The sequence below is a fragment of the Pseudonocardia sp. NPDC046786 genome, from assembly GCF_040645415.1.
GTDB lineage: Bacteria > Actinomycetota > Actinomycetes > Mycobacteriales > Pseudonocardiaceae > Pseudonocardia > Pseudonocardia kongjuensis.
Genome location: NZ_JBEYYF010000004.1, coordinates 17,543 through 36,719, shown reverse-complemented (window position 1 = coordinate 36,719; position 19,177 = coordinate 17,543). Strand labels below are relative to the sequence as shown.

18 protein-coding genes are annotated in these 19,177 nt (G+C 74.8%); 12 read left to right on the top strand and 6 right to left on the bottom strand.

Annotation, left to right across the window (positions count from 1 at the left end; all coding sequences use genetic code 11):
• Positions 1-150: 150 nt before the first annotated feature.
• The 3 genes from ABZ881_RS05835 to ABZ881_RS05825 are packed head-to-tail and all read left to right on the top strand — an operon-like array spanning position 151 to position 4,299.
• Positions 151-1,605 (top strand): FAD-linked oxidase C-terminal domain-containing protein, encoded by a 1,455-nt coding sequence (locus tag ABZ881_RS05835; RefSeq protein ID WP_358482159.1) that lies wholly within the window; start codon positions 151-153, stop codon positions 1,603-1,605.
• Between the two features lie 14 nt (positions 1,606-1,619).
• Positions 1,620-2,876: an FAD-binding oxidoreductase gene (locus ABZ881_RS05830; protein WP_358482157.1), complete on the top strand. Its 1,257-nt coding sequence runs from the start codon at positions 1,620-1,622 to the stop codon at positions 2,874-2,876.
• A 7-nt stretch (positions 2,877-2,883) separates the two neighbouring features.
• Positions 2,884-4,299, top strand: a complete 1,416-nt coding sequence (locus tag ABZ881_RS05825; protein ID WP_358482155.1) for a heterodisulfide reductase-related iron-sulfur binding cluster — start codon at positions 2,884-2,886, stop codon at positions 4,297-4,299.
• A 72-nt stretch (positions 4,300-4,371) separates the two neighbouring features.
• Here ABZ881_RS05825 and ABZ881_RS05820 read toward each other — a convergent pair whose 3' ends face one another.
• The gene (locus tag ABZ881_RS05820; RefSeq protein ID WP_358482152.1) at positions 4,372-5,289 is read right to left on the bottom strand and encodes a LysR family transcriptional regulator; all 918 of its coding nucleotides are present in this window, start codon (positions 5,287-5,289) and stop codon (positions 4,372-4,374) included.
• A 96-nt stretch (positions 5,290-5,385) separates the two neighbouring features.
• Between ABZ881_RS05820 and ABZ881_RS05815 the strand changes: the two genes are divergently transcribed.
• Positions 5,386-6,258, top strand: a complete 873-nt coding sequence (locus ABZ881_RS05815; RefSeq protein WP_358482150.1) for a TIGR03564 family F420-dependent LLM class oxidoreductase — start codon at positions 5,386-5,388, stop codon at positions 6,256-6,258.
• A gap of 57 nt (positions 6,259-6,315) precedes the next feature.
• On the top strand, positions 6,316-8,019 hold the full coding sequence (locus ABZ881_RS05810; protein ID WP_358482148.1) for an L-lactate permease: 1,704 nt from the start codon (positions 6,316-6,318) through the stop codon (positions 8,017-8,019).
• 22 nt (positions 8,020-8,041) lie between these two features.
• Here the strand turns inward: ABZ881_RS05810 and ABZ881_RS05805 are convergent, their stop codons facing one another.
• Entirely contained in the window at positions 8,042-8,410 is a 369-nt protein-coding gene (locus tag ABZ881_RS05805; RefSeq protein WP_358482146.1) for a hypothetical protein, read from the bottom strand.
• Positions 8,411-8,735: 325 nt separating this feature from the next.
• Here ABZ881_RS05805 and ABZ881_RS05800 point away from each other — a divergent pair, with 325 nt between their 5' ends.
• A complete protein-coding gene (locus ABZ881_RS05800) occupies positions 8,736-8,942 on the top strand; it encodes a hypothetical protein (RefSeq protein ID WP_358482144.1) in 207 nt (68 codons plus the stop codon).
• Positions 8,943-9,042: 100 nt separating this feature from the next.
• On the opposite strand, the gene ABZ881_RS05795 is transcribed toward ABZ881_RS05800, so the two are convergent.
• Both ABZ881_RS05795 and ABZ881_RS05790 read right to left on the bottom strand, forming a co-directional pair.
• Complete coding sequence (locus ABZ881_RS05795; protein WP_358482142.1) at positions 9,043-10,809, bottom strand: L-lactate permease; 1,767 nt, start codon at positions 10,807-10,809, stop codon at positions 9,043-9,045.
• Between the two features lie 108 nt (positions 10,810-10,917).
• Positions 10,918-11,904, bottom strand: coding sequence for a thiamine-phosphate kinase (locus tag ABZ881_RS05790; RefSeq protein WP_358482552.1), 987 nt, complete (start codon positions 11,902-11,904; stop codon positions 10,918-10,920).
• 100 nt (positions 11,905-12,004) lie between these two features.
• Between ABZ881_RS05790 and ABZ881_RS05785 the strand changes: the two genes are divergently transcribed.
• Both ABZ881_RS05785 and ABZ881_RS05780 read left to right on the top strand, forming a co-directional pair.
• Positions 12,005-12,241 carry an Lrp/AsnC ligand binding domain-containing protein gene (locus ABZ881_RS05785; protein WP_085915679.1) on the top strand — a complete coding sequence of 79 codons (237 nt, stop codon included), beginning with the start codon at positions 12,005-12,007 and terminating at the stop codon, positions 12,239-12,241.
• 56 nt (positions 12,242-12,297) lie between these two features.
• Positions 12,298-12,801 carry a DUF3515 domain-containing protein gene (locus ABZ881_RS05780; protein WP_358482140.1) on the top strand — a complete coding sequence of 168 codons (504 nt, stop codon included), beginning with the start codon at positions 12,298-12,300 and terminating at the stop codon, positions 12,799-12,801.
• Here ABZ881_RS05780 and ABZ881_RS05775 read toward each other — a convergent pair whose 3' ends face one another.
• Both ABZ881_RS05775 and ABZ881_RS05770 read right to left on the bottom strand, forming a co-directional pair.
• Entirely contained in the window at positions 12,802-13,881 is a 1,080-nt protein-coding gene (locus tag ABZ881_RS05775; RefSeq protein ID WP_358482137.1) for a D-alanine--D-alanine ligase family protein, read from the bottom strand.
• 36 nt (positions 13,882-13,917) lie between these two features.
• Positions 13,918-15,273: a PLP-dependent aminotransferase family protein gene (locus ABZ881_RS05770; protein ID WP_358482135.1), complete on the bottom strand. Its 1,356-nt coding sequence runs from the start codon at positions 15,271-15,273 to the stop codon at positions 13,918-13,920.
• Positions 15,274-15,343: 70 nt separating this feature from the next.
• Between ABZ881_RS05770 and ABZ881_RS05765 the strand changes: the two genes are divergently transcribed.
• The 4 genes from ABZ881_RS05765 to ABZ881_RS05750 all read left to right on the top strand — a co-directional run bounded on the left by ABZ881_RS05765 (position 15,344) and on the right by ABZ881_RS05750 (position 19,149).
• Entirely contained in the window at positions 15,344-15,997 is a 654-nt protein-coding gene (locus ABZ881_RS05765; RefSeq protein ID WP_358482133.1) for a pyridoxamine 5'-phosphate oxidase family protein, read from the top strand.
• A gap of 98 nt (positions 15,998-16,095) precedes the next feature.
• Positions 16,096-17,130, top strand: coding sequence for a mechanosensitive ion channel family protein (locus ABZ881_RS05760; RefSeq protein WP_344024993.1), 1,035 nt, complete (start codon positions 16,096-16,098; stop codon positions 17,128-17,130).
• A gap of 12 nt (positions 17,131-17,142) precedes the next feature.
• Positions 17,143-17,526, top strand: a complete 384-nt coding sequence (locus ABZ881_RS05755; RefSeq protein WP_344024991.1) for a globin — start codon at positions 17,143-17,145, stop codon at positions 17,524-17,526.
• Between the two features lie 234 nt (positions 17,527-17,760).
• Positions 17,761-19,149, top strand: a complete 1,389-nt coding sequence (locus ABZ881_RS05750; RefSeq protein WP_358482130.1) for a hypothetical protein — start codon at positions 17,761-17,763, stop codon at positions 19,147-19,149.
• Positions 19,150-19,177: the final 28 nt, after the last annotated feature.

Genomic DNA, 19,177 nt, shown 5'->3' with positions numbered 1-19,177 from the left:
CTGTGACCACCCTCTCTACATATGCCTGGGACTGGCTGCATTTCTACCAGTGGACTATCTTTTCCGCATCATGAAAGTGACGCGGCACGCGGAACCTCCCGTGCCGACGTACCCTCGCGTGAGCCCGACCACGCCCGGGAGGACCGAACCATGCCCCTCGCCCGCCGCGTCCACGACGAGTTCGTCGCCCTGCTCGGCGCCGCCGACGTGATCGACGATCCGGTCCGCGCCCGCGCCTACGAGTGCGACGGGCTGACCGGCAGCCGGGTCGTCCCGGAACTGGTACTGCTCCCCCGCACCGCCGACGACGTCGCCGGCTGCGTCCGGATCTGTGCCCGGCACCGCGTCCCGTTCGTCGCGCGCGGCGCGGGCACCGGCCTGTCCGGCGGCGCGCTGCCGGTCGCCGACGGCGTCGTCATCGGGCTGAACCGGCTCAACCGGGTGCTCGAGGTCGATCCGGAGAACCGCCGCGCGGTGCTCGAGCCCGGCGTCACCAATCTCGAGATCACCGCGGCCGCGGCGGCGCACGGCCTCTACTACGCGCCCGACCCGTCGTCGCAGCAGGTCTGCACGATCGGCGGCAACGTCGCGGAGAACTCCGGCGGCGCGCACTGCCTGAAGTACGGCTTCACCACCAACCACGTGCTGTCGATGGAGGTCGTGCTGCCGGACGGCACCCAGGTCACCCTGGGCACCGACTCCGCCGAGCAGCAGGGCCCGGACCTGCGCGGGGTGTTCCTCGGCTCGGAGGGCACCCTCGGCATCGTCACCGCCGTCACCGTGCGGCTGCTGCGCACCCCGGAGGTCATGCGCACGCTGCTCGCCGACTTCCCGTCGGTCGCCGCGGGCGGGCAGGTGGTGTCCGACATCGTCGCCGCCGGGATCGTCCCGGCCGCCGTCGAGATGATGGACGCGCTCGCGATCGAGGCGGCCGAGGGCGCCACCGGGGCCGGATACTCGCTGGACACCCCGGCCGCGCTGGTGGTGGAGCTCGACGGCACCGTCGAGGAGTGCGAGGAGCAGTTCGCACTGGTCAAGGAGATCTGCGACAGGCACGGCTGCACCCGGCTGCACATCGCGGGCTCGCCCGAGGAGCGGGCGAACATCTGGCGCGGGCGCAAGGCCGCGTTCGCCGCGGTCGGCCGGATCTCGCCGGACTACATCGTGCAGGACGGCGTCGTCCCCCGGACCCGGCTGGCCGAGGTGCTGGAACGGATCGAGGAGATGAGCTCCGCCGCCGGGCTGCGGGTGGCGAACGTCTTCCACGCCGGGGACGGCAACCTGCACCCGCTGGTGCTGTTCTCCGACGCCGAGGGCCAGACCGAGCGGGCCGAGCACCTGTCGGCGCAGATCGCCGAGCTGTGCGTCGAGATGGGCGGCTCGCTGTCCGGCGAGCACGGAATCGGCACCGACAAGGCCTGCTCGATGCCGACCATGTTCGGCGAGGACGACCTGGCCGTGATGGACCGGGTCCGGGCCGGCTTCGACCCGGACCACATCTGCAATCCCGGCAAGCTGCTGCCCACCCCACGGCTCTGCGGCGAGAAGCCGGGCCGGTACCGGCCGCATCCCCTGGAGGAAGCCGGCCTGATCGAGCGTCTCTAGAAGGGCCCGAACCCATGACCCGCGCTGCCCCCACCACGCTGCGCCCGACGTCGGCGAAGGAGGTCCGCGACGCCGTCCTCGACACCCCGGGCCGGCTCGCGATCTCCGGGGCGGGCACCGCCCGCCACTGGGCCGGACGGCCCGCCGAGGCCGACGCCACGATCGACCTGTCCGCGCTGTCCGGGGTGATCACCCACAACCCGGGTGACATGACGGTCTCGGTGCACGCCGGGACGCCCGTGCGCGAGCTGCAGGAACAGCTGGCCGAGCACGGCCAGCGGCTCGCGCTGGACGCGGCCCGGACCGACCGCGGTGCGACCGTCGGCGGGCTGCTCGCGACCGCCGACGCCGGCCCGTCCGCGCTGGTCTACGGCGGCATGCGGGACCTGGTGATCGGCACGACCACGGTGCTCGCCGACGGCACGATGGTCCGCAGCGGCGGCCACGTCATCAAGAACGTGGCCGGCTACGACATGGCCAAGCTGATGCACGGCTCGTACGGCACCTTCGGCCCGGTGGTCGAGGTGGTGCTGCGGCTGCACCCGGTGCCCAAGGCGGTGGCCTGCGTCGCCGTCGACGGGCCCCTGGACGCCGCCGCCGCGCACGTGCAGCGGCTGATGGCGAGCCCGCTGGAGCCGATCGCTGCCGAGTGGGTGTCCGGCGAGCCGGGCACGCTGCTCGTCCGGTTGGAGGGCGGGACCGACACCCTGCCCGCGCGCACCGGGCGGCTGCTGGAACTGCTCGGCGACGGGGCCCGGGAGATCGGGCCGGAGGGCTGGGCCCGGCACGCCGCGCTGACCGGCGGCCCGTCCAGCCGGCCGGAGCAGGCGCGGGCGGCCGTCGCCGCGGCCGGCCCGGCCGGGACCTCCGCGACCGCGCTCGCCGGGGCCGGCATCGCGGACCCGACGGCCGTCCCCGGCCCGGACCCGGCGGCGCCCGCCGGGGCCGCGGGGGACCCCGGGGCCGTCGTCCGGATCGGGTGCGCACCGGTCCGGCTCGCCCCGCTGCTCGCCGGGCTGCCCAGCACCGCCGTCACCGCGGGCCCGGCCACCGGCGTCGCCACCGTGACCGTGCCGGGCAGCGCGGTCGCCGAGGTGCACCGGGCGGTGGCCGCGGCCGGCGGCACGTCGGTGCTGCGGGACCGCCCGGACACCCTGGACGCCCCCGCCTGGGGACCGGCACCGTCCGCACTCGCCCTGCTCAAGGCCGTCAAGACCCAGCTCGACCCCGAGGCCCGGTTCGCCGCCGGTCGCTTCGAACCCTGGATGTGAGGCACGCATGACGAGCACCCACGACCCCGCCCAGCCGTCCGCGTTCGACGGCGTCCACCCGCCGGAGCGGGAGCTGCTCGACGACTGCGTGCACTGCGGGTTCTGCCTGCCCACGTGTCCGACCTACGTGCTGTGGGGCGAGGAGATGGACTCCCCGCGCGGCCGGATCCTGCTGATGGACCTGGCCGAGAAGGGCGACATCGGGCTGGACGGCCCGTTCACCGAGCACATCGACAACTGCCTGGGCTGCATGGCCTGCGTGACGGCCTGCCCGTCCGGCGTGCAGTACGACAAGCTGCTGGAGTCGGTGCGCCCGCAGATCGAGCGCAACGTCCCCCGCAACCGGGCGGACAAGCTGTTCCGGGACGCGATCTTCGCGCTGTTCCCCTACCGGCGCCGGTTGCGCGCCGCCGCCCTGCCCGGCGCGCTCTACCAGAAGCTGCGCGCCGTCCCGGCGATCCGGAAGCTGGCCGAGAAGCTGCCCGGCCGGCTGCCGGCCGGAACGATGAGGCGGCTCGCCGCCGTGGAGTCGCTGCTGCCGCCGGTCTCGGTCCGCGAGGCGTTCGCCACGCTGCCGGTGCACACCCCCGCCGTCGGACGCCGCCGGGCCCGGGTCGCGCTGCTCACCGGCTGCGTGCAGGACGTGTTCTTCCACCGGGTCAACGAGGCCACCCTGCGGGTGCTCGCCGCCGAGGGCTGCGACGTGCTGGTGCCGCGCGACCAGCAGTGCTGCGGCGCGCTGGAGGTGCACGCCGGCCGCGCGGAGTCCGCGCTGGCCAGGGCGCGGCGCACGATCGCCCGGTTCGAGACGCTCGACGTCGACGCGGTGGTCACCAACGTCGCGGGCTGCGGCTCGTCGATGAAGGACTACGGCCACCTGCTCGCCGACGACCCGGAGTGGGCCGACCGGGCGGCCGCGTTCTCCGCGCGCTGCCGCGACGTGCACGAGGTGCTGGCCGAGCTGTACTCGCGTCCCGAGTCCGAGGACGGCGGCCCGCGCGCCCCGCGGACCCCGGTGCGCGGCCGCGTCGCCTACCACGACGCCTGCCACCTCGGGCACGCCCAGGGCGTGCGGTCCCAGCCACGGGAGGTGCTGCGGACGGTGCCGGAAGTGGAGCTGGTCGACATCGCCGAGGCGTCGCTGTGCTGCGGCTCCGCCGGGATCTACAACATGATCATGCCGGACGCGGCGGCCGAGCTCGGCGAGCGCAAGGCCGGGAAGATCCGGGACGCGAAACCGGACGTGGTGGTCACCGCGAACCCGGGCTGCCTGCTGCAGATCGCCAAGTACCTGCCCGGGTCCCCCGACGGCCCGAACAGCACCGAGGGCACCGGCGGCCCGGGGTTCGCCGACGTCCCGCTGCTGCACCCGGTGCAGCTGCTCGACGCCAGCATCCGCGGGGCGGCGCTGCCGCACCGCTGAACCGGCCGGCCGCGGAGCACCGGCCGGGGCCGCGACCGACGTCGGCGCACCCCCTGCTCGTCGGCGCACCCGTCAGAGCGGGTGCGCCGCCGCGGTGGGGGTGCGGGGGCCGGCCGGGGGTGCGCCCTGGTCCTGGAAGGCCGCCAGCACCGCGTCCCGGCAGGTCGTCGTCGCACCGTCCGGCGCGACCACCGAGCCGGTGACGCTCGCGGGCGGATCCAGCGCGAGCTCGCGGATCCGCGCGGATCCCGATCGCACCGCCCGCCCCGCGGGCAGCAGCGTCCAGCTGCACCGGTCCGCCCCGATCTCGACGACGACGTCGTCCTCGGTCCCGACCTGCCGTCCCGCACCGGACCGCACCCCGGCCGGCTCGACGATCCGGGCCACCGCGTCGTGCCACGGCCGGTCGCCGTCCCGGCAGGGATACCGGAACGGGCCCGCCGCGGCCAGCTCGGCCAGGGTCACCGGGCCGGCCCCGGCCAGCGGGTGCCGGGCGGACACGACCGCGTGCAACGGCTCGGTCCAGGCCGGGCGCACCAGCAGCCCGCGGGCCGCCGGGGTACCGCGGACCAGCGCGAGATCCAGGTCGCCGGCCAGCACCGCGTCCAGCCGCTCCCGCACCGGCAGGTCGAACAGCTGCACGTCGAGTGCCGGGTTGTGGGCGCGCAGCCGCTCGATGCCGGTCTCGATCCGCGCGGTCAGGCCGGACGCGGTGCCCAGCCGGAGCCGGACGGCGGGCTCGTCGAGCACCCGGTGCACCCGGTCCGCCGCGGCCAGCGCCTCGCGCGCCGCGGCGAGCACCCGGTGCCCGGCCGGGGTCAGCCGGACGTGCCGGGACGACCGATCCAGCAGCGTCGCGCCGAGCTCGCGTTCCAGCAGCGCGACCTGCCTGCTGACCGCCGGCTGGACGATCCGCAGCCGTTCCGCGGCCCGGCCGAAGTGCAGCTCCTCGGCCACCGTGACGAAGTAGCGCAACCCGCGCAGTTCCATGTCCGCCCCTCCCTGCCTGCATCGATGCCCAACGCTGATCGCTGCGCGGTCTGTTCCGGTCTGGTTCGCCGCCCGCCGCCGGGGTGGGCTGGACCGATGCGGATCGGAACCTTCCTCGACACCTCCGGCGGACCGGCAGCGGTCCACGACGCGATCGCCGCGGCGGGCCGGCGCGGGCTCGACGCGGCCTGGACGAACCAGCTCCCGGGCAGCTGGGACCCGCTGGCGCTGCTCGCCGGTGCCGGTCCGGACCGCGGGCCCGCCGAGCTCGGCACCGCGGTGACGCTCACCGCCCCGGTGCATCCGGCCGCGCTGGCGGCGAACGCGCTGACCGTACAGGCCGCCGTCGGCGGGCGGCTGACGCTCGGCGTCGGGCCGGGACACGGGTGGTTCGTGACCGACCAGCTCGGCCTGCCCTACAACGCGGTCGCCGCCCGCACCCGCGAGTACCTGGAGATCCTGCGACCGCTGCTGCACGGCGAGCAGGTCACCCACCGGGGCCGCTTCCACACCGTCGACACCCGGATCACGGTGCCCGGCCCGCCGCCCCGGCTGCTGCTGTCCGCGCTCGGGCCGCGGATGCTCGCCGTCGCCGGGGAGCTCACCGACGGCACGGTGGCCACCTGGGTGCGGCCGGACCTGGTCGCCGACCACCTGCGGCCCGCGCTGCCGGACACCGCCCGGATCGTCGTCTCGGTGGTGACCGTGGTGACCTCCGATCCGGACGCGGCCCGGGCCGGGATCGAGCGGACGTTCGGCGTGGCCGCCGACATGCCCGCCTACCGGGCGGTGCTGGACCGGGGCGGACTGACCCGGATCGCCGAGACCGTGGTCGCCGGGGACGAGGAGACGGTGGCCGCGGAGCTGCGCCGGTTCGCCGACGCGGGCGCCACCGATCTGGTGCTGGTGGCGGCCGGCGAGCACCCGGAGCGGGTACTGGACGTCGCCGACGCGCTCCGCACGCCCTGATTTATCAAGCAACGTTCCATCCTGCAATTCCGCGATGTGGATGTCAGACTCCACTCCATGACGAAATGGTCAGCGCCGCCCCTCTCGTCGGAGACCCTCACGGCCCTCGCCCAGGGCCCCTACCAGCAGGATCCGGAGGCCGTCGGCGGCTCCCTGGTCGCGTCCGCGCTGGTGTCGGTACTCCCGCTCGCCACCGTCTTCGTGCTGCTGGGCGTGTTCCGGCTGCGCGCCCAGTGGGCGGCGCTGTCCGGCCTGGCGGTGGCGCTCGTCGTCGCCGTCGCCGGGTTCGCGATGCCGGTCGGCCAGGCGCTGCTCGCCGCGTCGCACGGCGCGTTCTTCGGGCTGTTCCCGATCCTCTGGATCGTGGTGAACGCGCTGTGGGTCTACAACATGACCGTCTCCACCGGGCACTTCGACGTGCTGCGGCGCAGCTTCGGCGCGCTGTCCTCGGACACCCGCACCCAGGCCATCCTGGTGGCGTTCTGCTTCGGCGGGCTGCTGGAGGCGCTCGCCGGGTTCGGCGCCCCGGTCGCGATCACCGCGGTGATGCTGATCGCGCTCGGCTTCGACAAGCTGAAGGCCGCGGTGGTGGCGCTGGTCGCGAACACCGCGCCGGTCGCGTTCGGCGCGATGGGTGTCCCGGTGATCACGCTGGCCCGGGTCTCCGGTCTGCCGCTGGACCAGGTGTCGGCGGTGGTCGGGCGGCAGACGCCGCTGCTGGCCCTGTTCGTGCCGCTGGTGCTGGTGTTCATCGTGGACGGCGTGCGCGGGATCCGGGAGGCCTGGCCGCCGGCCGTCGCCGGCGGCGTCGTCTTCGCCCTCGGCCAGTTCCTCACCTCGAACTTCGTGTCGGTCGAGCTCACCGACATCGTCGCCTCACTGGCCGGTGCGCTGGCGATCGTCGGGCTGGCCCGGCTGCGGCCGGACGCGGTGTGGGCGGCCCGCCGGACCACCCGGGTCACCGCCGGGACGGCCGGTCCCGGCGGTACCGGTGGCACCGGGGACCCGGAGCCGGAGGACTCGCCGCGCGACGTCCGGCTGGCCTACCTGCCCTACGTGGTGATCGTCGGGGTGTTCGCGCTCGCCCAGATCCCCGGCCTGAAGGGTGCGCTGGACTCGCTGAAGCTGGCCTTCGAGTGGCCGGGCCTGGCCGTGGTCGATCCGCAGGGCGAGCCGCACAGCACCACGGCGTACTCGCTCACCTGGGTGTCCACCGCCGGCACCCTGATGGTGGTGGCCGCGGTGATCATCGCCGCGCTGCTCGGGGTGTCCGCCCGGCGCGCGCTGCGGCTCTGGGGCGAGACGGTGCACGACCTGCGCTGGGCGATCGTCACGGTCACCTCGGTGCTGGCGCTGGCCTACGTGATGAACGCGTCCGCGCAGACCACCGCGATCGGGTTGCTGATCGCCGGGGCGGGCGGCGCGCTGGCGTTCCTGTCGCCGGTGCTGGGCTGGTTCGCGGTCGCCGTCACCGGCTCGGACACCTCGGCGAACGCGCTGTTCGGGTCGCTGCAGGTGACGGCGGCGAACGGTGCCGGGCTCCCGCCGGACCTGCTCGCCGCGGCGAACTCCTCGGGCGGCGTGCTGGGCAAGATGCTGTCCCCGCAGAACCTGACGATCGCCTGCGTCGCGGTGAAGCTGGAGGGCCAGGAGGGCATGCTGCTGCGCCGGGTGATCGGGTGGAGCCTCGGGATGCTCGTCGTGCTGTCCGCCGTGATCGCGCTGCAGGCGACGCCGGTGCTGGGCTGGATGCTGCCGTGACCCCGGACGGCGTCCGGCGGGTTCAGTAGGTGCGGCGCCGGTCCCGGCGGGCCGGGCGGTGGTGCGAGCGCCGCCAGGCCGTCGGGCCGGTGGTCCGGGCCTCGGTGCTCCGGGCCTCGGTGGTCCCGGCCCGCCGGCCGGGCGGCGCTGCACTCCCCGCCGGGTCCGACACACCGGTGCCCACCACCGGATCAGCCGCAGCCACCACCCGCACCGGCTCCCCGGCCCGCAGCTCCCCGCGCAACGCCCCCAGCTCGGCGCGCAGCGCGAGCAGGTCCCACTTGCGCGCGGTGTCGGCCCGCTGCAGCTGCTCGATCCGCCGGTGTGCGAGGAGCAGCAGCGCCGCGGCGAGGACCCACCCCGCCAGCGCCGCCCAGGCCACACCCGCCACCGGTCCGACACCCCCGCCCGTCCTCGTCCTGCGACCGTCCACCGTCCCGGTTCGTACGGTAGCCCGATCGGGGCCGGCGACCGGCTGTCCGGGTGAGGCACCGCACGCAGCGCGATCCGGCGGCCGTACTACCCTGAAACGACCAGGCATCGACGCCCGCGCTTCCCCGTGACCACCCGCTCGGCGGTGTCCCCGCGCGCCCCGCCCGGGCCCCCGGGTCGTGCCGGCGCCCCCGGTCGACGGTGCGCGGACCGGCACATCGAGGAGGCTGATCATGCGGCAGACCACCGGTAACGGATCGACCACGCATGGCGATGGAGCGGTCGTGCAGGAGAAGTCCGTGATCCCGTCCAGCCGTCATTTCCCGCAGACCCTCGTCGCCATGGACCCGCCGACCCTGCCCGCCGCGGGCGTCACCGCGCCGCCGCCGGAGTTCCGGCAGTTCCCGGCGCCGCAGCGCTCCGTGCCCGGGCATCCGCGGCTGCGCAACCGGCTGCGTCGCGTCCTGCTGTTCTGGCGCCGCGGCGGCTGAGACCGGCCGCCGGACCCACAACGGCGGCTCGCACACACGCCGGCCCGGTCACCTCGCGGTGACCGGGCCGGCGTGTGTCCGGGGTGGGCGTCAGCTCACGTCAGGTCCGGACCGGCGTCGCCCGGCGCAGCCCGACGACGACCGCCGCGAGCGTCACCAGCAGCAGCACCAGCAGCGCGGTGCCGAGGTTGAAGCCGACGCCGTAGATCAGCACGAACGACAGCCCACCGGCCATCAGGCAGTAGTAGACCGTCGGCAGGATCGTCATCCGGATGACGTCGCCCTCCTTGCCGAGCAGTCCGACCGTCGCCGACGCCGCGACGACGTTGTGCACCGTCACCATGTTGCCGGCCGCACCGCCGACCGCCTGGGTGGCGACGACGGTCTCCGGTACGGCGCCGATGTTCTCCGCGGTGGCGAACTGGAACAGCGCGAAGGTCAGGTTCGAGACCGTGTTGCTGCCCGCGACGAACGCTCCGAGCGCCCCGATCCACGGTGCCAGGATCGGCCAGGCGGGACCGGCGACCGCGGCCGCGCCCTCGGCCAGGGTCAGCGGCATGCTCGCCAGGCCGGAGGTGTTGAACTCGGTACCGGAGTTGATCAGGATTCGCACCAGCGGCACCGCGAACAGCAACGCCACCGCGGCCCCGGCGAGCTGGCCGGCCGAGACCGACAAGGATCGGCCGACCTGCCGCCCACTCATCCGGTGCAGCCCGTAGGTGATGAGGCAGACGGCCAGGAACACCCCTCCCGGCGAGTACAGCGGCTCCAGTTCCTCCGAGATCCCGGTGCCGAGAATGTCCGACAGGCCGACGGTCACGCCCTGCAGGGCCTCCTTGATCGGCTCGACGGTCCGGGTCAGCACCAGGATCACGGCGACCAGCACGTAGGGCAACCAGGCCAGCCAGGTGTTCATCCGCGCGCCGGCCACGGAGGTGTCCGGCTCGATGTTGCCGACCCAGCGGTCCAGCCAGCGCTCACGGGGCGGGAAGTCCCAGGCCTGCTTCGGCATCAGGAAGCCGCGGCTGGACGTGAACATCACCAGCGCGAGGCCGATCAGGCCACCGAGCAGCGACGGGAACTCCGGCCCCAGCAGTGCGGCGACCAGCACGTACGGCACGGTCATGGCGAACGCCGCGTAGAGCGCGAACGGCCAGATCGAGAGCCCCTCGGCGAAGCTGCGGTTCTCACCGAAGAAGCGGGTCACCAGGCAGACCAGGAACAGCGGGATCAACGTGCCGGCGACAGCGTGGATCGCGGCGACCTCGAGCCCGATCAGCGACAGGTAACCGGCCTGGTCCAGCCCGAGTGCCGCCATCCGGGCGTCCACCTCGGGCGAGCCGGCGAGACCCTGCCCGATACCGGTCAGCACCGGGGTGCCCGCCGCACCGAAGCTCACCGGGGTGGACTGGATGACCATGCCGACCAGCACCGCGGCCAGCGCCGGGAAGCCGAGCGCCAGCAGCAGCGGTGCGACGACGGCGGCCGGTGTCCCGAACCCGGAGGCGCCCTCGATGAAGGATCCGAACAGCCAGCCGATGATGATCGCCTGTACCCGGCGGTCCGGGCTGATCTTGGTGAAGCCGGCCCGGATGGTGGCCAGCGCACCGCTCTGGGTGAGGGTCTGCAACAGCAGCAGCGCACCGAAGATGATGTAGAGCAGCCCGATGGCGATCACCAGGCCCTCGATCGTCGCGGCCAGGATCGTCGTGGCGTTCATCCCCCACACCAGGGCGCCGATCAGTGCGGCGGCGACGAAGCCCAGCGGCATCGCGTACTTCGCCGGCCAGCGCAGCCCGACCAGCAGGATCGCGACGACGAGGATCGGCGTGAGCGCGAGCAGGCTGAGTACACCCAGGTTGTCCACGGTGACATCTCCTCGGGAGACGGTCGTTTCCGGACAGAACGCCCGGAACCAGCACGAATGCACAGGACCTTGTCACCCGGGCGGGCGTATCGCAAGGAGGAAGTGGAATCAATATTTCGCGAAGTGGATCCACCCGGCGTCGCCGTCGTAGGGGCGCCCGTCCACCGTGACGCCCGGCCCGTCCTCGCCGGGCGGCTCCACCGTGCCCACCTCGGCCCAGTCCGCCGGCAGCGCCACGTCCTGCGGGAACGTCGCGACGAGCGCGTGGTCCTCGCCACCGGTGAGCACCCAGCGCAGCGGGTCCAGGCCCAGCGCCGAGCCGATCTCGGCCAGTTTCGCCGGAACCGTGAACGCCCGCGACCGCAGCCGCACGGCCACCGCGGAGGCGTGCGCCACATGGGCAAGGTCGGCCAGGAGCCCGTCCGACACGTCGACCATCGCGGTGGCGCCGGCGGCGGCCGCGGTCGGCCCCGCGGCGTACGGCGGGGCGGGCACCCGGTGCGCGTTCACCAGCGCCGCGGGCGACCGGAACCCGCGGCCGAGCACGGCCAGCCCGGCGGCCGACCACCCGAGCCGCCCACAGACCGCGACCCGGTCGCCCGGCCGCGCCCCCGAGCGCAGCACCGGCGACCGGCCCTGCAGCGACCCGAGCGCGGTCACCGAGACCACGATCACCGGCCCCGACGTCAGGTCGCCGCCGACCAGCCCGGCCCCGACCGCCGACGCCTCGGCCCACAGCCCGTCGGCGAGCTGCTCGATCCGGGACGCCGGCGTCTCCGACGGGCAGGCCAGCCCGACCAGCAGCGAGGTGGGCACCGCGCCCATCGCGGCCAGGTCGGCCAGGTTCGCCGCGGCCGCCTTGCGGCCCACCTGCTCGGGGCTGGACCAGTCCAGCCGGAAGTGCACGCCCTCGACCAGGACGTCGGTGCAGGCGACCACCCGCCCGTCCGGGGTCGCGACGACGGCCGAGTCGTCACCGGGGCCGAGCAGGGTGCTGTCCGGCTGGACCCGGCCGGCGGTGACCCGGTCGATCACCCGGAACTCACCCACCTCCCGGAGTGAGACGCTCGCCTCGGAACCGCCCTCGGGCGTGATCGCGGATGGGGACACGGGGGCTGCCTCCGGTAGGTTCGGCGTCCGACATTCCTGCCGTCAACCATCCGGCAGGGCGGCACGTACCGGAAAGGGGCACGCCGTGGTGCAGGCATACATCCTCGTCCAGACGGAGGTCGGCAAGGCCGCCTCCGTCGCCTCCGAGATCGGGGGCCTGCCGGGGGTCATCTCGGCGGAGGACGTCACCGGACCGTACGACGTGATCGTGCGCGCCGAGGCCGACGACGTCGACGAGCTCGGCCGGCTCGTCGTCGCCCGGGTGCAGAACGTCAACGGGATCACCCGGACGCTCACCTGCCCCGTGGTCAAGCTCAACTGATCCGGGCCGTACCCGTGGCAGGGGCCGGGAGCCGACGCATCGCACCGCTCACCGCGGTGGCGGTCGCCCTGCCCCTGCTGCTGGCGGTCGTCGTCGCCGGGCTGGGGATCCACGCCCGGACGACGGCCGGGCCGGACACCGGCCCGCTCGAGCTCCCCGCCGTCGCCGCCCCGCAGGCGACCACCCCGGCCTGTGCCGCCGTGCTGGACGCGCTGCCCGCCGAGCTCCCCGGCACGGGCGGCCCGATGCCGCCCCGCGAGCTGGACCCGGCCGTGCCGGGCGCCCGCGCCTGGGTGGCGCAGCCGGAGCCGGTGGTGCTGCGCTGCGGCACCGACCGACCGGAAGAGCTGGGCCCGACCTCCCCGCTGATCGTCGTCAACGGGGTGGACTGGCTGCCGCTGACCGGCGCGCCGGACGCCCGCTCGGACAGCTACGCCGTCGTCGACCGGGAGGTGTACCTGGAGCTCAGCGCACCGACCGAGACCGGTCCCGGCCCGCTGCAGACGGTCGCCGACGCGGTCGGCGCCACCCTGCCGGTGCAGCCGGTGCAGGTGCGGTAGCTACCGCAGCCCGGTCCCGCGCCTCAGTGCCGTCTCGACCAGTGTGGTCAGCAGCTCGGGGTAGTCCAGCCCGGTGACCGCCCACATCTTCGGGAACGCCGAGCTGGAGGTGAACCCGGGCATCGTGTTGACCTCGTTGACGGTGATCGCGCCGTCGTCGGTCACGAAGAAGTCGACCCGGGCCAGTCCCTGCACGTCCAGCGCGCGGAACGCGGTGATCGCCTTCCAGCGCACCGACTCGGTGATCTCGTCGTCCAGCTTGGCCGGGATGTCCAGCTCGGACACGTCGAGGTACTTGGACTCGAAGTCGTAGAACTCACCGGTGTAGCGCAGCTCGGCGGGCAGGCTGGCGCGGACGCTGCCGTCCGGGAACTCCAGCACCGCGCACTCCACCTCGCGGCCCGGCACGGCGGCCTCCACCAGCACCTTCGGGTCGTGCAGCCGGGCCTGCGCGATCGCGGCATCCAGCGCGGCCGGGTCGGTCACCCGGCTCACCCCCATCGACGAGCCGGCCCGGGCGGGCTTGACGAACAGCGGCAACCCGAGCCGGTCACGGTCGGCGAATCCGATGTCGGTGCCCGGCCGCAGCACGACGCCGTCGGCGACGTCCAGGCCCTCGGCGCGCAGCAGCTTCTTGGCGAACTCCTTGTCCATCCCGACCGCGGACGCCAGCACCCCGGCGCCGACGTAGGGGACGCCGGCCATCTCCAGGAGGCCCTGCACGGTGCCGTCCTCGCCGAACGCGCCGTGCAGGATCGGGAAGACGACGTCGACGTCGGCGAGCACCTCGCCGGACCGCCCGGTGTCCAGCCGGACCAGGCCGCGCCCGGGCTCCCCCGGGAGCACCAGCGCGTCCGCGGCGCCGTCGACCTCGGGCAGGGTCCGGTCGGTGATCGCCAGCTGCTGCGGGTCGCCCGGGCCGACGACCCAGGCGCCGTCGCGGGTGATGCCGACCGGGATCACCTCGAACCGGTCGGGGTCCAGATGGGTCAACACGCTGCCCGCTGAGACGCACGAGATCGCGTGCTCGGAACTGCGGCCGCCGAAGACGACGGCGACCCTGACCCGGTCGGAACTCATGGGCCCCGAGGGTAGGCGGCCCCGCCGGGCGCCCGATCAGCCGGTCAGCCGGGCCAGCGCGGCCCGCAGGTCGGCCCGGGTCCCGGCGGCGTGGCCGACCACCAGCCCGGACGTCCGCGGCGGGCCCTCGTGGTAGCCGGCCAGCCCGCGGACCGTGATCCCGCGCCCGGCGGCCGCGGCGACCTGCCCGGCCTCGGTCCCGGGGAAGCCGCGCAGCACCAGGTGCGCCCCGGCCGGGTCGCCGTGCGCCGTCCAGCCGGCGGCGGCCGCGGCGGCCAGCACCGTGGACCGGCGTTCGCGCAGCTCGCGGCGCAGCCGGCGCAGGTGCCGGGACAGGTCGCCGTGCCGGGCCAGCGCGACGAGCACCCGCTGGCCGGCCGGCGAGGGCCGGGTCCCGGTGCGTTCGCGCAGGTCCCGCCAGGCGGCGAGCACCGGTGGCGGGGCGAGCGCCCAGCCGGCACCCAGCGTCGGGCTGACGATCTTGCTGGCGGTGCCGAGGTGCACCACCGTGTCCGGGGCGAGCGCGGCGAGCAGCGGCAGCGGCGCGACGTCGTAGCGCAGCTCGCCGTCGTAGTCGTCCTCGATGATCAGGAACCCCTCGGCCCGGGCCCGCTCGACCAGCGCCACCCGGCGGTTGGCCGGCATCCGCACCGCGGTCGGGAACTGGTGCGCCGGGGTGACGTACACGGCCGCGCAGCCGGCCGGGACGGCGTCGACGACCAGGCCGTCGTCGTCCACCGGGACGGGCACGATCCGCAGCCCGGCGGCACGCAGCGCGGAGACCGCGCGCCGGTAGCCGGGCTCCTCGACCGCGACCCGGGCGCCAGCGGGCAGCAGCCGGGCCAGCTCGGCGACGGCGGCCGAGGTGCCCGCGGTGCTCAGCACGGCGTCCGGGGTGAGCCCGCGGTGCCGCAGCAGGTGCTCGACGACGGCCGCGTGGAAGTCCGGCAGGCCGTCCGGGCGGGGTGCGTCGTCGGGTTCCGGATCGGCGGCGGCCCGCCAGGCCCGGCGCCACATCGCCCGGTCGAGCGCCGCGACGCAGGGCCGGCCGGGATCGAGCGCCGCCGGGACGCCGTCCCGGTCGGGTCCGCGCACCGCACCGGCCGAGGCGTCGCGGGCGCCGTCGTCCGGGAGCCCGACCGGGAGCGCGGTGACGTAGGTACCCGAGCCGGTCCGGCCGGCCACCCAGCCCTCGGCGAGCAGCTGGTCGAACGCGGCGGTGGTGACCGTGCGGCTCACCCGCAGAGCGGCCGCCAGCGCCCGGGTCGAGGGCAGGCGGTCGCCGGGCCGCAGCGTGCCACCGGCCGCGGCCGCGCGGAGCCCGTCGGCGAGCTGGACCGCGAGCGGGACGGACGAGCCGCGGTCGAGCGGCAGCGGCGGGACCTCGGACACGAACCGGCCTTTCCGATCGGCGCGGGATTGGCCGTTCCAGGATGCCACTGCACGGCGTCACGCTGGTCGCGTGACGCTCTCCCCCACCGCCCGCAGCACCCTCGGCCGCAAGCCCGATCGCGCCGCCACCGACCGCGCCGAGCTGCATGCGCTGCTCGACGAGGGCCTGGTGTGCCACGTCGGGTTCGTCCGCGACGGCGCACCGGTGGTGCTGCCCACTGCGTACGGACGCGCCGGCGACACCCTCTACCTGCACGGATCCACCGGTGCGGGCTGGCTGCGCACCGACGAGTTGCCCTGTTCGGTCGCCGTCACCCACCTGGACGGGATCGTGCACGCCAGGGCGGTGATGAACTTCTCGATGAACTACCGCAGCGCCGTCGTGCACGGGACGGCCCGGCGGGTCACCGATCCCGCCGCGAAGGCCGACGGGCTGCGCGCGATCGTCGAGCACCTGACCCCGGGCGCCTGGGACCACGCCCGCCGGCCGAACAACCGCGAGCTCGCCGCGACCGCGCTGTTCGCGCTCGACCTGACCGAGGCCAGCGTGAAGCGCCGCTCCGGCCCGCCGTCGGACGATCCGCCGGACGTCGAGGCCGATCTCGCCTGGTGCGGCGTGGTACCGCTGCGCACCGTGCGCGACGCCCCGCAACCGGCCCCCGACCTGCCGGAACACCACTCCTTGCCGGCTCACCTGGGGGCTGCGGACCACCGGTACGGGTGACGTAGTCTCGGGTCACGCGATCCGCCGGGCACCCCGGCCGGCGAGCGCCGTCCCGCGGGTCGCGCCGACGCAGCCCTCACCGCCCCCGAGGAGGACGCGTGATCAGCACGGTCATCCCGCCGGTCCCCGCCCCGGGGCTCACCGGCGCCCTCATGCCGCAGTGCACCCAGGACCCGGGGTCCTGGTGCGCCACCCTCTACCGCTGGACCAACAACGACTTCATCGCCCAGCACGCCGACGTGATCGTCGGCCGCACCATCTCGATCACCTCGATCATCCTGATCGCGGTGCTGGTGCGCTGGCTGGCGCACCGCGGCATCGCGCGGATGGTCAACGGCGCCACCAACGGCGCGTTCACCGCGCTCGCCGGGCGGGCCCGCCGGCTGCGCCGCGCCCCCGAGGGCGGCGGCAGCGGCGACGCCCCCGGTGCGCAGCGCCGGATGCAGCGCGCCCGCACCATCGGGTCGGTGCTGCGCTCGATCGTCTCCGCGGTGGTGCTGCTGGTCGCGGTGATGATGGTGATGAACGAGCTCGGCTACCCGCTGGGCCCGCTGCTCGCCGGTGCCGGGGTGCTCGGCCTGGCGATCGGTTTCGGCGCGCAGAACCTGGTGCGCGACTTCCTGTCCGGCATGTTCATGCTGCTGGAGGACCAGTACGGGGTCGGCGACATCGTCGACGTCGGCGAGGCGGTCGGCACCGTCGAGGCGGTCGGGCTGCGGATCACCACGATCCGGGACCTGCAGGGCACCGTCTGGTACGTCCGCAACGGCGAGATCCTGCGGGTGGGCAACATGAGCCAGGGCTACGCCGTCGCCGTGGTGGACCTGCCGATCGCGCACAGCGCCGACGTCGAGCAGGCCACCGAGCTCGCCGGCTCGACGGCGACGACGCGGGCCGCCCAGGACGACATCTCCGGTGACGTCCTGGAGCCGCCCGAGGTGCTCGGCGTCGACCGGATCAGCCCGGAGGGCGTCACACTGCGGATCACCGTCCGGGTCAAGCCGGGCCGGCAGTGGGCGGTGCAGCGCGCACTCAACGGCGCGATCACCGACGCGTTCGACGACCACGGGATCCCGCGGCCGATGCTGTTCCCGACCGCCGCCCTGGACGGGCGCACGCAGCGGCAGAGCTGAGACCATGACGGCGTGAGTGCACCGCAGAACTTCTACGCCGAGGTGGGCGGCGCTCCGGTCTTCCGCCGGATCGTCCACCGGTTCTACCAGGAGGTCGCCCGGGACGACGTGCTGCGGCCGATGTACCCGGAGGAAGATCTGGGCCCGGCCGAGGAGCGGCTGCGGATGTTCCTGGAGCAGTACTGGGGCGGCCCGCGCACCTACTCCGACCAGCGCGGGCACCCCCGGCTGCGGATGCGGCACGTGCCATTCACGATCGGCCCGATCGAGCGGGACGCCTGGCTGCGCTGCATGCGGATCGCGGTCGACGAGGAGGACCTCTCGCCCGAGCACCGCGAGCAGCTGTGGAACTACCTCCAGTACGCCGCGCTCAGCATGCAGAACTCCGAGTTCTGATCCGGGCGCTGCGGTCCGCAGACGATCCGGTTCCCTTACACGTTCTTACTGCGACGACCTTGATCGTCACCCTCCGCAACCTCGTGAGCCGCCATCCAGCGGCCGATCGGGTGGTGTTCGGCCGCAATCCGAGCGCGAGCCGCCGTGATCGTGACCGAACGCGTCCGATCTCGTTGAACGGGACGCCGCCCCGGGAGGTCGGGCGGCGAGAAGTCACCCGTCTGGGGGTTCATCGTGACCGCACTGCCGTCGCCGTCCGGATCCGCGTCCGGTCCGCAACGTCCCGATCCTGCGCCCGGGTCGTCCCGGCACTCGCACCGTGCCGCCGACGCACCGACCGGTTCCGGCGGCGGCGAGCCCGGCGGCGCGGTGGACGGGGCCTGGTTCGCCGTCGTGCTCCGCGGCTACGACCGCGCCCAGGTCGAGACCCGGCTCTCGGACCTGGACCGGCGGATCCACGACGAGATCCGGCGCGCCGAGGCCGCCGAGCAGGCGCTGTCCGCGGCTCGCGCGCAGAGCCGCAGGCTACAGCAGCAGCTCGAGGCCGGCGCGTCCGAGCAGGCGGGCTTCGGGCTCCGGGTGGAGCGCGTCCTGGAGGCCGCCGAGCGGGAGGCCGCCGAGCTGCGCGGCCGCGCGGCCGACGAGGCCGAGTCCATCGTCGCCGGCGCCCGCGAGGAGGCCGACGCCGTGCTCGCCCGGGCCAGCGAGGAGGCCGACGAGCGGCGCACCCGCACCGAGGAGGCGCTGCTCGGTCGGGCCGCGGAACTCGACCGCGAGTTCACCGCTCGCCGGACCGCGCTGGACGAGCAGGAGCGCGAGGCCGCCCGCCGGGAGCGCGAGCTCGCCGACCAGGAGCGGGACGCCGCCGAGCGGCTCGACCGGGCCGCCGAGGAGGCCGACCGGCTGCTGGCCACGACCCGCGCGGACGCCGACGAGATCCTCTCCGCCGCCCGCGACGAGGCCGCCGAGACGCTGCGGCGGCTCGGCGAGCGGCGGGCCGGCGTCGCCGGGGACGTCGAGCGCCTCGCGGCGCTCCGCGACGAGGTCCGGGAGGAGCTGTCCCGGATGCGCACCACCCTCGCCGCCGAGCTGGACCGGGAGCCGGTGGCCGCCACCCTGGACGACGCGCTGTTCGGCGGGTCCGAGCCGGGCATCTCCGATCTCCCCGGCGCCGCGGGTCCGGACGGTGGGCGCGGCACCGGGCCCTCGTTCGTCTGGTCGTCCGGCGCCGGGACCGACGGGCTGCCATCCACGGTGCGGCCCGATCCGGCCGTCCGGGACCGGTCGTCGTCCGCAACCGGCGACACCTCGGCCAGTACGGACACATCGGGCCAGCCGGGCATTTCCGACGAAACTGATGAAACGGTCGACGAGGACACCACCACCGGTACCCTGCTGCTCGGCCCCGGGCGCCGCCCCGGCACCGAGCGGGAGGACGACGCCGAGGGCACCTCGATCGGGCAGATCCCGCCGGTGTCGCTGACCTCGATCGGGGTACTCCCGTTCGGTGATCTCGGCGCGGGCCGTGACAACGCCCGGACCAGGACGGACGGCGCCGCAGGCGGGTCCCGCACGCACCGGGGACCGACCCGGGGTCAGGGCCCCGGGCGCCGCTCGCGATAATCAGATCGTTATGTGCACCCGACCGTCG